This is a genomic window from Streptomyces sp. CB09001, from assembly GCF_003369795.1.
Classification (GTDB): domain Bacteria; phylum Actinomycetota; class Actinomycetes; order Streptomycetales; family Streptomycetaceae; genus Streptomyces.
The window spans coordinates 7,205,155-7,218,243 of sequence record NZ_CP026730.1 but is presented as its reverse complement, the minus strand read 5'-3'; the positions used below and the strand labels follow the sequence as shown (position 1 = coordinate 7,218,243).

At 73.2% G+C, this 13,089-nt stretch carries 12 protein-coding genes; 5 read left to right on the top strand and 7 right to left on the bottom strand.

All coding sequences use genetic code 11. From position 1 onward, the window contains the following. Positions 1–127 precede the first annotated feature (127 nt). On the top strand, positions 128–679 hold the full coding sequence (locus tag C4J65_RS33160) for a GNAT family N-acetyltransferase (RefSeq protein ID WP_115746761.1): 552 nt from the start codon (positions 128–130) through the stop codon (positions 677–679). 436 nt (positions 680–1,115) lie between these two features. Here C4J65_RS33160 and C4J65_RS33155 read toward each other — a convergent pair whose 3' ends face one another. Next, positions 1,116–1,589 carry an ATP-binding protein gene (locus C4J65_RS33155; protein ID WP_115745757.1) on the bottom strand — a complete coding sequence of 158 codons (474 nt, stop codon included), beginning with the start codon at positions 1,587–1,589 and terminating at the stop codon, positions 1,116–1,118. A gap of 101 nt (positions 1,590–1,690) precedes the next feature. Then, entirely contained in the window at positions 1,691–2,428 is a 738-nt protein-coding gene (locus tag C4J65_RS33150) for a class I SAM-dependent methyltransferase (RefSeq protein WP_115746760.1), read from the bottom strand. 243 nt (positions 2,429–2,671) lie between these two features. Between C4J65_RS33150 and C4J65_RS33145 the strand changes: the two genes are divergently transcribed. Next, on the top strand, positions 2,672–3,868 hold the full coding sequence (locus C4J65_RS33145) for a cytochrome P450 (RefSeq protein WP_115745756.1): 1,197 nt from the start codon (positions 2,672–2,674) through the stop codon (positions 3,866–3,868). Between the two features lie 39 nt (positions 3,869–3,907). Here C4J65_RS33145 and pgm read toward each other — a convergent pair whose 3' ends face one another. The 3 genes from pgm to C4J65_RS33130 form a co-directional block, all read right to left on the bottom strand. Further along, a complete protein-coding gene (pgm, locus tag C4J65_RS33140) occupies positions 3,908–5,548 on the bottom strand; it encodes a phosphoglucomutase (alpha-D-glucose-1,6-bisphosphate-dependent) (RefSeq protein ID WP_115745755.1) in 1,641 nt (546 codons plus the stop codon). Positions 5,549–5,636: 88 nt separating this feature from the next. Then, positions 5,637–5,999: a hypothetical protein gene (locus C4J65_RS33135; protein ID WP_205351108.1), complete on the bottom strand. Its 363-nt coding sequence runs from the start codon at positions 5,997–5,999 to the stop codon at positions 5,637–5,639. A gap of 444 nt (positions 6,000–6,443) precedes the next feature. After that, positions 6,444–7,034 (bottom strand): TetR/AcrR family transcriptional regulator, encoded by a 591-nt coding sequence (locus tag C4J65_RS33130; RefSeq protein WP_205351107.1) that lies wholly within the window; start codon positions 7,032–7,034, stop codon positions 6,444–6,446. Positions 7,035–7,123: 89 nt separating this feature from the next. Here C4J65_RS33130 and C4J65_RS33125 point away from each other — a divergent pair, with 89 nt between their 5' ends. Next, positions 7,124–8,068 carry an alpha/beta hydrolase gene (locus tag C4J65_RS33125; protein WP_115745752.1) on the top strand — a complete coding sequence of 315 codons (945 nt, stop codon included), beginning with the start codon at positions 7,124–7,126 and terminating at the stop codon, positions 8,066–8,068. A 94-nt stretch (positions 8,069–8,162) separates the two neighbouring features. On the opposite strand, the gene C4J65_RS33120 is transcribed toward C4J65_RS33125, so the two are convergent. After that, positions 8,163–8,903: a peptidase E gene (locus tag C4J65_RS33120; protein WP_115745751.1), complete on the bottom strand. Its 741-nt coding sequence runs from the start codon at positions 8,901–8,903 to the stop codon at positions 8,163–8,165. Between the two features lie 9 nt (positions 8,904–8,912). Next, positions 8,913–9,848 (bottom strand): LysR family transcriptional regulator, encoded by a 936-nt coding sequence (locus C4J65_RS33115; RefSeq protein ID WP_115745750.1) that lies wholly within the window; start codon positions 9,846–9,848, stop codon positions 8,913–8,915. 94 nt (positions 9,849–9,942) lie between these two features. Between C4J65_RS33115 and mdlC the strand changes: the two genes are divergently transcribed. Beyond that, on the top strand, positions 9,943–11,535 hold the full coding sequence (gene mdlC, locus C4J65_RS33110) for a benzoylformate decarboxylase (RefSeq protein ID WP_115745749.1): 1,593 nt from the start codon (positions 9,943–9,945) through the stop codon (positions 11,533–11,535). 95 nt (positions 11,536–11,630) lie between these two features. Then, positions 11,631–13,085: a benzaldehyde dehydrogenase gene (locus C4J65_RS33105; protein ID WP_115745748.1), complete on the top strand. Its 1,455-nt coding sequence runs from the start codon at positions 11,631–11,633 to the stop codon at positions 13,083–13,085. Positions 13,086–13,089 lie beyond the last annotated feature (4 nt).

Here is a 13,089-nt window from a genome sequence, read left to right as displayed (position 1 = left end):
GCCGTCCATCCCGCCAGGTTCCCCCGGGGGCGGTGCTGAACCGCTCCGCCCTCGGGGGCGGAGGGAGGAGGAACGCGGCTGCGTAATCCGGTCGCCCGGCCCGGTGCGGGTCCCGTACGTTCACGTGATGTCCGAACTTCGAACCGATCGTCTCGTGCTCCGCGACTGGCGGGCGTCCGACCTGGGCCCGTGGGCGGCGATGAACGCCGACCCGGTGGTCCGCGAGTACTTCCCCGAGATCCTGACCCGCGCGCAGAGCGAGGCGTCCGTGATCCGCTTCCAGGCGGACCTCGACCGGCGGGGCTGGGGCTGGTGGGCGGTGGAGATCGCCGCCACCGGCGAGTTCATCGGCTTCGCGGGGCTCGATCCCGTGGAGGACGGCATGCCGTTCACCGGGGTGGAGACGGGCTGGCGACTGGCCCGCCCGGCCTGGGGGCACGGCTACGCCACCGAGGCCGCGCGGGCCGCGCTGGCCCATGCCTTCGAGGACCTCGGGCTGCCGGAGGTCCTCGCGGTGACCGCGGTCGGCAACCTCCGTTCACGGGCGGTGATGGGCCGCCTGGGCATGACCTACGACCCGGCCGACGACTTCGACGACCCGGAGATCCCCGAGGGCCCGCTGCGCCGCTCCGTCCTGTACCGCCTCCGATCCGGGGACCACCGGGCCGGCGCGCTGTAGCGGGGGACGGCGGCGGTGAACAGGGTTGTACCGGCACCGCGCGGGACGCGGGGCCGCCAGGCGCGCACGCCGGTGGAGCGTCACAGCCCGGAGCGGAACGCGCCGCCGCGCGGGCAGGTACTGGGCCACCACCCGCGGCAACGGGCCCGCCGCCCCACACGCACCTTCTGCTACACCGCCCGGCACGGGACCGGCCCGCGCGCACGCGGGTGCCGCGCGACCGCCGAGGGCCAGCCGTGCCACCCCGCACGCCGCTGCCGCGCCACCACCCAGAGCAGGGCCCGCCACCACGCCGGTGCTTCTCCACCACCCAGAGCAAAGCCCACCACCGCGCCGGTGCTCCGCCACCACCCAGAGCAAGGCCCGCCGCCGGCACAGGCAACCGCCGCCCCGGGCGGTCCCGTCGCCGGGCGCGGGGCGTGCCCTCTCGGGTGGGTCAGGCCGGGTGGCCCAGGGTGGCCGTGCCGTTCAGGTCGTCGGCGAGTCCCACCGCGGCCCTCATGCGCTTGCCGACCGGCTCCCGGTGCACCTCGAAGCTCTCGCAGACGGCCATGACGATCTCCAGCCCATGCCGGCCGACCCGGCCGGGGTCCGCGGTCCCGGGCACGGGGAGCACCGGTTCGCTGTCCCACACCGTGACCTCCACCCGGTCCTCGGCCAGTTCGAGATCGACCAGCGAGGGGCCGGGCGCGTATTTGCAGGCGTTCGTCAGCAACTCGCTGACCACCAGTTGCACCACTTCGACCGCGCGGTCGGACACCGGGGCGCCCTGCGCCGCGCGCACCCGTGCCAGAAACCGCCGGGCCAGTTCCCGGCCCCTGGCGATGTCGCCGGGCATGCCCTGGTACTCCGCCGAAACCTTGACCGACCCGTCTCTCAGCCGGTCCCCCGTATGGGCAGCCCCGTCCATCCGATCCGCCCTCTTCCTGAGCCTTGACCGTTACGCCGACCCGTCTACCCCCGAATCCGGCAAACATCACCCGCCCCACCCAGGCGTGCGGCGCTCCGGGGTCAGGCGTCCGTCGGGCGCAGGACCAGGCAGAGGAAGCCCAGGCAGTCCCGATAACCCCGCAGCCACCCGTCACGGTGGGAGGCGGCCGTCTCCAGTGCCTGCGCACAGCCGGGTTCGGCGGGGTGGTCCAGGGCCCACGCGGCCAGTGTTCCGGTCCAGGCCCACTCGTAGTCGTCGAGTTCCCGGCGGGTGCTGATGTGCCCGCCCACCGGTGTCCAGCCGTCCGCGACGACCCGGTCCAGGGTGGTCGGCAGATCGTCGAGGTCACCGAGCGTCTCGACGGCCTCCGCGGACGGCTCGCGTTCCCAGAATCCGTCGCCGACCAGGACGCGTCCGCCGGGCGCCAGGTGCCCGCGTGCGGCGGCGAGGGCGGCGGGCAGGCCGCCGAAGGCGTGTGTGGAACCGACGCAGAGGACGAGGTCGAAACGGTGCGGGGCAGTGAACCGCGCGGCGTCCGCACGGTGCAGGGTGAGCCGGTCCGCCACCCCGAGCCGGGCCGCCGCCCCGCGGGCGTGGTCGAGCGCGCTCCCGGAGAGGTCGACGCCCTCGGCCGTGAGGCGCGGATGCTCGGCGAGGGCGCGCAGGAGCCACTCGGCGCCGCCGCAGCCCAGGTCGAGAACGCGCGCGCCGTCGCCGGGGACCGCGCGGTCCAGCAGCCGGCGTACCGAGTCGTCGTCGAGCGGTGCGGCGATCGGGTGGTCGGCATGGGCGAGTCGGGAGATCTGTTGACGGTCCACCGGCGGAGCCTCGCACGGCGCCCCGGACGGCGCATCCGGTTTCCGGGGCCGGGCCCGCGCCCCGGCACACGGGCGGCCGCCCGGCCCGGCGGGTTCCGGCACCGCCCGGCCCGGCGGGTTCCGGCACGCCCGACTCGGCGGATTCCGGGGCTGGTCGGCGTCGGGCGGGTGGCCGATCCTGTTGACCACGTCGTCGAGCCAGGTGGCCGCCGGGGCCGCACGGCCGGACTTGGGGGTGGTCACGTGGTGCAGGACGGACGGGTCTCCGCGCGGAAGGCAGACCGGGGCCGGGCCGGGGCGGGCTGCCCGGTCGACCGGGCGGCGGACGGGACCTGGCAGGTACACGATTTCGCCGTGGCGCGGGCGCTGCTGCGCGCTCCCGGCACCGTGCAGGCCGGTCTCGGCATCGAGACGGTGGAGAAGCTCCCGCCGCGCGTGCGCCGGCCGGTGCTCTACCGGGACGGCCCCGAGCACCGCGAGCACCGCAGGCAGACCGCCCGCCACTTCACTCCCCGCCGGGTGGACGAGCACTACCGCGAGCTGATGGTCCGGATCGCCGAGGAGCAGCTGGCCGTGCTGCGCTCGGCGGGCGAGGCCCCGCTCTCCGATCTCGCCTTCGGTCTGGCCGTCGGCGTGGTGAGCGAGGTGGTCGGCCTGCGGTACGGCAGGCCGGGCATCCGCCGCAGGTTGGAGCGGTTCTTCCCGGAGGAGTTCGGCGAGCCGGGACTGACCAGTGTCCGGGGCCTGTACTGGCTGGTGCGGCAGAACACCAACTGGCTGCGCATCCACCTGGCGGACGTGCGCCCCGCCGTCCGCGCGCACCGCCGCCGTGAGCACGACGACCTGATCTCCCACCTGATCGCGGAGGGCTGCTCGGAGGTCGAGATTTTCGGTGAGTGCCTGACCTTCGCGGCGGCGGGCATGGTCCCCACGCGCGAGTTCGTGTGCCTGGCCGCCTGGCATCTGTTCTCGGACGCCGAACTGCTCGGCCACTACCGGTCGGCGGACGAGACCGGGCGCCTGGCCGTGCTCCAGGAGCTGCTGCGGCTGGAGCCCGTCATCGGGAGGCTGCGCAGGCGGGCGACCGAGCCGGTGGAGCTGCCCTGCCCCGACGGGCCGGTGACGGTGGGCCCGGGCGAATACGTCGAGGTCCACCTGGACGACGCCAACGCGGACCCGAAGGCCGTGGGCGAGGAGCCGCTGCTCGTCCGCCCGGAGCGTGCCGGGGCGGTCGGCGCGGGGCTCTCCTTCGGCGACGGGCCGCACCGGTGCCCCGGGGCGCACATCGCCCTGATGGAGACCGACGTGTTTCTCAGCCGCCTGTTCGCCCTGGACGGCGTCCGGATGAGCGGTGCGCCGCGCGTCGCCTTCCAGGAGGCCATCGACGGCTACGAGATCCGCGACCTGACCGTGGCGCTCCCCCGGGCCGGCCGCGGCTGACCGGCCCGGGGACGGGCGTACGGCGTCGGTGCCGCGGCGTCAGCCGCCCAGGGCGCCGAGGACGACGAGCTTGGCCTCGTCCTGCACCTGCCGGAGGTGGTCCGCCCCGAGGAAGGACTCTCCGTAGATCTTGTAGACGTCCTCGGTGCCGGAGGGGCGGGCCGCGAACCAGGCGTTCTCGGTGGTCACCTTGATGCCGCCGACGGGGGCGCCGTTGCCCGGTGCCTCGGTGAGCACGGCGGTGACCGGCTCCCCGGCGAGGGTGTCGGCGGTGACCTGGGCCGGGGACAGCTTGGCGAGGCGGGCCTTCTCCTCGCGGGTGGCGGGGGCGTCGATGCGGGCGTAGGCGGGCTCGCCGAACCGGGTGGTGAGCGCGGCGTACTGCTCGGACGGGGTCTTGCCGGTGACGGCGGTGATCTCGGAGGCGAGCAGGGCGAGGATGATGCCGTCCTTGTCGGTGGTCCACACGGAGCCGTCCCGGCGCAGGAACGACGCCCCCGCGGACTCCTCGCCGCCGAAGCCGAGGGAGCCGTCGGCCAGACCCTCCACGAACCACTTGAAGCCCACGGGTACTTCGACCAGGCGGCGGCCGAGGTCGGCGGCGACCCGGTCGATCATGCCGGAGGACACCAGCGTCTTGCCGACGCCCGCGGCGGCGGGCCAGTCGGTGCGGTGGGCGTAGAGGTAGGCGATGGCGGTGGCGAGGTAGTGGTTGGGGTTCATCAGACCGCCGTCGGGGGTGACGATGCCGTGGCGGTCGGCGTCGGCGTCGTTGCCCGTGGCGATGGTGAAGCTCTCGCGCCGTTCGATGAGGGAGGCCATCGCGTGCGGCGACGAGCAGTCCATGCGGATCTTGCCGTCCCAGTCCAGCGTCATGAACCGCCAGGTGGGGTCGGTGAGCGGATTGACCACCGTCAGGTCGAGCCGGTGCTCCTCGGCGATCCGGCCCCAGTAGGCGACGGAGGCGCCGCCCAGCGGGTCCGCACCGATCCGCACGCCCGCCGAGCGGATCGCCTCGAGGTCCAGCACGCTCGGCAGGTCGCGGACGTAGGCGCCGAGGAAGTCGTACCGTCCGGTGCCCGGGGCGGCGAGCGCCCGCGCGTACGGGATACGCCGTACGTCCTTCAGGCCCGCCGCGATGATCTCGTTGGCCCGGTCCTGGATCCAGGAGGTGGCGTCCGAGCCGGCCGGGCCGCCGTTCGGCGGGTTGTACTTGAATCCGCCGTCGGCGGGCGGGTTGTGCGAGGGGGTGACGACCACGCCGTCGGCGAGGCCCGAGGTGCGGCCCCGGTTGTGGGTGAGGATGGCGTGGGAGACCGCCGGAGTGGGGGTGTAGCCGTCCGCGCCGTCGACGAGGACGGTCACGTCGTTGGCGGCGAACACCTCCAGGGCGGTGACCCTCGCGGGCTCGGACAGGGCGTGCGTGTCGGCGCCCAGGAAGAGCGGGCCGTCGGTGCCCTGTGCCGAGCGGTACTCGCAGATGGCCTGGCTGGTGGCGGCGATGTGGTCGTCGTTGAACGCCGCCGCCAACGACGAGCCCCGGTGCCCGGACGTGCCGAAGGCCACGCGCTGGGCGGGCTCGCCGGGGTCCGGGTGCAGGGCGTAGTACGCCGTCACCAGCCGGGCGACGTCGATCAGGTCCTCGGGGCCGGCCGGCTTCCCGGCTCGGTCGTTCTGCATGCGCCCACTCCTCCGCGTAGGTCGGGACTTCGCTCGCGTGTCCCATTTTCCCCTGTCCGGGGAGTGGTGGCGTGCGTCGCGGCCGGTGTCAGATCCGGCCGCCGGTGAGACGGGTGAGGGGACCGTGCGTGTGGCGTCCGGCGCGGCGGCCCACCGCGTACGACGCGGCGGTCACGGCGGTGAGGCCGGCGCCCACCCCGGCGGCGACGAGCTTGCGCTGGGCGACCACCGTCCACGCCGTCTTCGCCGTGGCCGCGACCTGTTCCGAGGTGGTGACGACGGCCTGCCGGCCGGCCGCGACGCTCTTGGCCGCCGTCTGCACGGCACCGTTCGCGGCGTCGACGGAACGCTGGGCACCGGCCTTGGCCGTCGTCGCGGTGTCACTCGCCCTGCCCGCGGCGGTCCGCGTGCTGGTGGGCTTCTTGTTCGTGTCCTTGTTCGGATCGCTCATGAACACCGCCTTGCCCCTCACCGCGGTGGCAAACACGAACGCCCCTTGCGGCCCAACGGAATTCGGGCGTCAGGGTCTTGACGCGCCGACGGGTTGGGGGCAGGTGCGGGCCGATCCTTCGCGGAGTGGCGGGTGACCAGCGTGGCGTGGAGGTCCGGGGCCAGCCCCGGGCGCCGGGCAGAGGACAGGGAGGCAGGCGCGGTCTCGTCGACGTCGGCGAGCAGCCGCCGGGCCGTCGGTTTCGGGGCGCCGGGGCCGAAGACCACCGTTGCCTGGTCGCGCAGCCCGTTCGGAGCGGAGCCTGCTCGGCTCGACGGTGGCCAATTCCCGTTCCAGTACGGCCAGGGCGGCGATGGACTCACCGAGCGCGGTGGAGTACGCGGCGGTGACCCCGGTGGCGCGGTTCCCGCACCAACAGCTGCCGCAGCCATGCGAAACGGCGGGCTAGCTCCCGGCGTGCAAGGCGCGTGAGAGCGCGCTCATGCTGATGTCGACGACTGTGCGGAGCTGCTTCTCGCTCGCCCCGGTCCTGCTCATCACGGCCAGCGACTGGTTGACCGCCGTCATGTGAACCGCGAAGTCGTCGGCATCGTCTTCGGCCAACCGTGTGGCGGTCAAGGCGGTCCGCAGCCGCGCATGCTGAAGGCCCAGAGCTTCGCTCGCGCGTGCGGCGATGGCGGGGCTCAGCACCGGGGCCGCCATCGCGGTCTGGGCGATCAGGCATCCATCAGGTACGTCGGGGTCGGCGATACGCCGCAGGGTGACCTCGAAGAACGACCGTACCGCCCGGAGCGGTTCCTCGGACGCCCGTGCCAGCGCCTGGTCGTACCTGCTTCCGTACCGCGCGGCATAGCGGTCCAGGCAGCGCAGGTAGAGCGAGTCCTTGTCGCCGAACGAGGAGTAGATGGAACTCCGGTTCAATCCGGTCGTCCTGGAGAGGTCGTCGAGCGACGTGTCGGCGTATCCGGCCCGCCAGAATTGGACCATCGCCGCGTCGAGCGCGATGTCCACGTCGAACTGCTTCTTCCCGGCCATCACGCACGCACCTCGTTCTCGGACCAGTCGTTGTGGCTTTGCCCATCCTATCTTGAACCAACCAGTTCAAGATGAGGTAGGCTCAGGACATGACCGACGACGCCATGGCCCCGAACAGCTCCTGCGACCAGAATCCGGTCCCCGGGCTGCCGCTGTACGACCTTGCGGGTTTCACTCACCGCTGGGTGGACGCGGAAGGAATCCGGCTGCACGCCGTGGAAGGCGGCCGGCCGGCCGGTCCCACCGTCGTCCTGCTCGCCGGATTCCCGCAGACCTGGTGGGCTTGGCGAAGGGTGATGCCAGGGCTTGCCGAACGATTCCGTGTGATCGCGGTCGACCTGCCGGGGCAGGGCCACTCCGACCGCCCGCGGGAGAGCTACGACACGCACACCGTCGCTTCGCGTGTCCAGGCCGCGCTGACCGCGCTCGACGTGCCGAAGTGCTGGCTGGTCGCCCACGACATCGGGGCCTGGGTTGCGTTCTCGCTGGCCCTGAAGTACGAAGAGCGCCTGCACGGTGTCGCTCTGCTCGACGCCGGCATCCCCGGAATCACCCTGCCGGACTCCATCCCGACGGATCCCGACCGGGCCTGGAAGACCTGGCACTTCGCCTTCCACCTGGTGCCCGAACTGCCCGAGACCCTGCTCACCGGCCGCGAGCGTGACTACGTCGACTGGTTCTTGAGGGTCAAGACTCTGTCCCCGGACACCTTCGACGGCGCCGAGATCGACCATTACGCCGCTGCCATCGCGGCCGAGGGAGGTCTTTCAGCGTCTCTCGCCTACTACCGCGACGCCGCGGAATCAGCACGCAAGAATCATGACGCTCTCGAACGAGGGCACCTGACCGTCCCGGTCCTGGGAATCTCCAGCTCCCACGGCTCGATCCCCGACATGGCCGCCTCCATCGGCCCGTGGGCGGAGAACGCGACCGGCGCCTTCATCCCACAGGCCGGACACTTCATTCCCGACGAGCAGCCCGAGGCAATCGTGAACGTGCTGACCGCGTTCATCGATCACGAGCGTGCCGAGTAGTGCGCGGAAATGGACCGAGGCAGTGTTCTCGTAGTCGGCGGCGTGTACTCGAAGGTGCGCCCGTACCTGCTGAGAGAGTGACGAGGACGGCCCGTCAGCGACCCTGGCCGGGCAACTCCCGTGGCTCGACCCTCTCCTCCACCGCGGTATCGCCCTCGCGCACCACCACGTAGGCGCCCTTGCCCGGGACTTCGGTGACCGCCTCCACCAGTTCGGTGCCGCGGTAGACGAGGCCCACGCCGTCGTCCGTGCAGTGGGCCGTCGGGAGGGTGCCGTCCGCGACGAGGCGGTGGATCAGGGGGCGACGGCCCGGGTCGACGTCGTAGTGGACGCCGTTGCCGTAGGGCAGGAAGTCCAACGCGTCGGTGATCGGGCGCAGTTCGGGACCGAAGGAGTCGGTGGCGCCGCCCCGGAACCAGCACAGGGAGCCCGCGCTCACGCCGCTGAGCACGACGCCCGCCTCCCAGGCCTTGCGCATCACCCGGTCGAGGCCGTGCACGCGCCACACGGCGAGCAGGTTGGCCACCGAGCCGCCCATGACCCAGACGACGTCCTGGCCGAGCACGGTCTCCTCGACGTCCTCGACGTTGGGCATGGGGAACAGGTGCAGCGGTGTCAGGTCGAACCCGGCGACGCGGGCGGCCTCCGTCATGCGGGCGGTGAAGTGCTCGGCGTCGCCTATGGCGGTGCCCACGTACAGGACGCGGGGGCGCCGGCCGTGCGCGCCCGAGAGGTCCACCGCGTGATGGACCAGGGCGTCGAACGCCACCATGGTGCGACCGCCCGCGCGATGGCCGCCCGAGGTGGCGAGGATGGTGGGTTCCGGTGCCGTCATGCGGGGATCCTAACGACGGCTGGACGGCGGCAGCTGGGCCGGGCTCACCTGCTCGCCCAGTACCTCGGCCATGAACTGCACGAGCCAGCGCTGGGCCGGGCTGCGCGAGGACTCGTGCCGCGCGTACAGGGCGATCTCGATGGGTTCGGTCTCGAACGGCAGCCGCACCAGGCGCACCCGGTGGGACGCGGTGAAGACCTCGCCGACGTACTCGGGGACGATGGCCACCAGGTCGGTCTGTTCCAGCAGGTAGGGCAGCATCGAGAAGCGGGTGGCGTCCACCGCCACCCGCTCCAGGAGCCCGTGCGCGCCCAGCAGGGCCCTGGGCGTGACATGGCCGCTCGGTCCGAACACGGTCGCGTGGTGCTCCGCCGCGAGGTCCCCCGGCGTGACCGCGTCGCCGCGGACGCGCGGATGGTCGGCCGCGACCATCAGGACGTAGCGCTCGCGGAAGAGCGGGATGCGCACGGTGAGGTGCGAGGTGATCACCGGGGTGGCCACGAACGCGTCGAGGTCGCCGCGGCGCAGCTGCCCCTCGGCGTCCTCCACGTCGAAGGGGCGGACGGTGAACGACACGCCCGGCGCCCGCTCGCGCGCGGTGGCCACGAGCCTCGGCAGCAGCGTCGCCTCACCGAGGTCGGACAGGGCGATGGTGAACCGGCCCGACATGCTCCCGGCGTCGAAGACGTCGCCCTGGCGGACCGTCCCGTCGATCTCGGCCAGCGCGCGCTGGAGCGGCAGGTACAGCCGCCGTGCGCCGGCGGTGGGGGTCAGCCCCCGTCCGTTGCGGCGGAACAGCTCGTCGTCGAAGTGCCGTCGCAGCTTGCCCAGGCTGTAGCTGACGGTGGGCTGCGTGACGTGGAGCGTCTCGGCGGTGGCCGTGACGCTGCCCGTCTCGTAGAGCAGGACGAACACGCGGGCCAGGTTGAGATCGAAGGTGCCCATATCGACGAACTCTATATCGGAGTGGCGAAACATCTATTGGTGCCCATGTCGCGGGGTGCCTAGCGTGTGCCGCGTCACTTCGAAAGGAACGTCCGTGCCATCCGTGCGTCGTGTCTCCCACGAACTCCTGGAGCGCCAGGGGCTCACCACCGTCTTCGGCAATCCGGGCTCCAACGAGCTGCCCTTCCTCGCCGGGCTGCCCGACGGCTTCCGCTACGTCCTCGGTCTGCACGAGGGCGCCGTCGTCGGGATGGCGGACGGGTACGCCCAGGCGACCGGCCGCCCGGTGCTGGTCAACCTGCACGCCGCCTCCGGTTCCGGCAACGCGATGGGCGCCCTGACGAACGCCGTGGCCTCCCGTACGCCGCTCGTGGTGGTGGCCGGGCAGCAGGTGCGCCCCGCCATCGGCCCGGAGGCCAACCTGGCCAGCGTCGACGCCCCCGCCCTGATGAAGCCGCTGGTCGGCTGGGCGGCGGAGCCGGCGTGCGCGGGGGACGTGCCGCGTGCGCTCGCCCAGGCCGTCTTCGAGGCGCGGCTCCAGCGCCGGCCGACCTACCTGTCCGTGCCGTACGACGACTGGTCGGCCGACGTCGACGACAACGCCCTGGCCGTGCTCGACCGGCGGGTGCTCCGGGCCGCGGTGCCCGGTGGCGAGCAGCGCCGGTGGCTCGTGGAGCGGGTCGCCTCGGCCCGGCGCCCCGCGCTCGTGCTGGGCGGCGACATCGACTCGGCCGGCCGGTTCGACGACGCGGTGCGGCTGGCCGAGCGGCTGGGCGGTCCGGTGTGGGCGGCGCCCTCGCAGTTCCGGCTGCCGTTCCCGAACCGGCATCCGCTGTTCCGGGGCGTGCTGCCCGCCGGGATCGCGCCGGTCTCCGAGGCCTTCGAGGGCCACGACCTCGTGCTCGTGCTGGGCGCGCCGGTCTTCCGCTACCACGAGCACCTCCCCGGCCGGTACCTGCCCGAGGGCACCCGGCTGATCCAGGTGACCGAGGACGCCTCCGCCGCGGCACGGGCGCCGATGGGCGAGGCGCTGGTGGCCGACCCGGGTGCCGTCATCGACGTACTCCTGGAGTCACTGGACGCGTCCGGCGCGCCTGCGAGTGCGGGAGCGGCTGCCTTCCGGCCCGTGCCCGAGCCGCTCGCCGCCGAGGGGCCGGGGCTCCATCCCGAGCAGGTCTTCGCCGCGCTGCGCGACGAGATGCCGCAGGAGACCGCGTACGTCGTCGAGTCGACGTCGACCAACGCGGCGTGGTGGCGCCAGATGGACCTGCGCCGCCAGGGCTCCTACTACTTCCCGGCGGCGGGCGGGCTCGGTTTCGGCCTGCCCGGCGCGGTCGGCGTGGCGATGGCCCAGCCCGGACGGCCGGTCGTCGGCGTGATCGGGGACGGCTCGGCCAACTACGGCATCACCGCCCTGTGGACGGCCGCGCAGCACCGGGTCCCGCTGACCGTCGTCCTGCTGCGCAACGGCACGTACGGGGCGCTGCGCTGGTTCGGCGGCCTGCTCGGCGTGCCGGACGCGCCGGGGCTCGACATCCCGGGCCTCGACTTCACCCGTATCGCGGAGGGCTACGGCGTCCGCGCCCAGCACGTCGGCGGGGCGGCTGAGCTGCGCGCCGCGCTCGCCGAGACACCGGACCACCCCCGCCTGATCCAGGTGGACACGGCGCTCACCACGCCGGCCTGAACCGACTCGAAACCGACCGAAGACCCCGACCGAAGACTCCGACCGAAGACTCCGACCGAAGACCCCGACCGAAGACCCCGACGAGAGGGAAGACGATGACACTCCTGGACAGCGCCGTCTGGGGCGGGAAGTTCTACAGCGAAGGCTGGCAGGACTCCCCCACCGAACAGCCGGTGACCGAGCCCGCCACCGGCGACCGGCTCGGCACGGTGGGCCTGGCCTCGGCCGAGGACGTGAACCGCGCCGCCGCGCGGGCCGCCGAGGCGCAGCGGGTGTGGGCGGCGACCTCGCCGCAGCAGCGGGCGGCCGTACTGCGGCGCGCGGGTGAGCTGTTCACCGAGCACGCCGCCGGGATCGAGGACTGGCTGGTGCGCGAGGCCGGCTCGGTGCGGTCCAAGGCGGGCTTCGAGGCGGGGCTGGCGATCGGCGAGTGCTTCGAGTGCGCCGGGCTGCCGACCCATCCCCAGGGCGAGGTGCTCACCTCGGAGGACGCCCGCTGGTCGCTCGCCCGGCGCCGACCCGCCGGCGTCGTCAGCGTGATCGCGCCCTTCAACTTCCCGCTCATCCTCGGCCTGCGTTCGGTGGCCCCCGCGCTGGCGCTCGGCAACGCCGTGCTGCTGAAGCCGGACCCGCGCACCGCGGTGAGCGGCGGTGTCGTCATCGCCCGGATCTTCGAGGAGGCCGGGCTCCCGGCCGGTGTCCTGCACCTGCTGCCGGGCGACGGCGAGGTCGGCCGGGCGGTCGTGGAGGCGCCCGAGGTCCGGGTGATCTCGTTCACCGGCTCCACGCCGGTCGGGCGGGCGATCGGCGAGCAGGCCGGGCGGCTGCTGAAGCGGGCGCACCTGGAGCTGGGCGGCAACAACGCGCTGGTCGTGCTGCCCGGCGCCGACGTGGCGAAGGCGGCCTCCGCGGGGGCGTTCGGCTCGTACCTGCACCAGGGGCAGATCTGCATGACTACCGGCCGGCACATCGTGCACGAGTCGCTGGTGGAGGAGTACACCGCCGCGCTCGCCGCGAAGGCCGAGGCCCTGCCGGTGGGCGACCCGGCCCGCGAGGACGTGGCGCTGGGCCCGATCATCGACCGCCGGCAGCTGGAGCGGGTGCACGGCATCGTCACCGACAGCGTGGCGGCGGGGGCCAAGGTCGCCGCGGGCGGCGAGATCGACGGCGCCGGCTACCGCGCCACCGTCCTGACCGGACTGACGACGGACATGCCGGCCTGGCGCGAGGAGATCTTCGGCCCGGTCGCGCCCGTCATCTCCTTCTCCACGACGGAGGAGGCCGCGCGGATCGTGAACGACTGCGAGTACGGGCTGTCGGTCGGCATCCTCGGCGACGTCGGTACGGCGATGAAGCTCGCCGACCGGATCGACTCCGGCAAGGTGCACATCAACGAGCAGACGGTCAGTGACGAGCCCAACGCGCCGTTCGGCGGCGTCAAGGCGTCCGGCACCGGCTCCCGGTTCGGCGGTGCCGCGGCCAACGTCGAGGCGTTCACCGAGACCCAGTGGCTCACGGTCCGCCCGGACATCGCCGACTACCCCTTCTGATCCC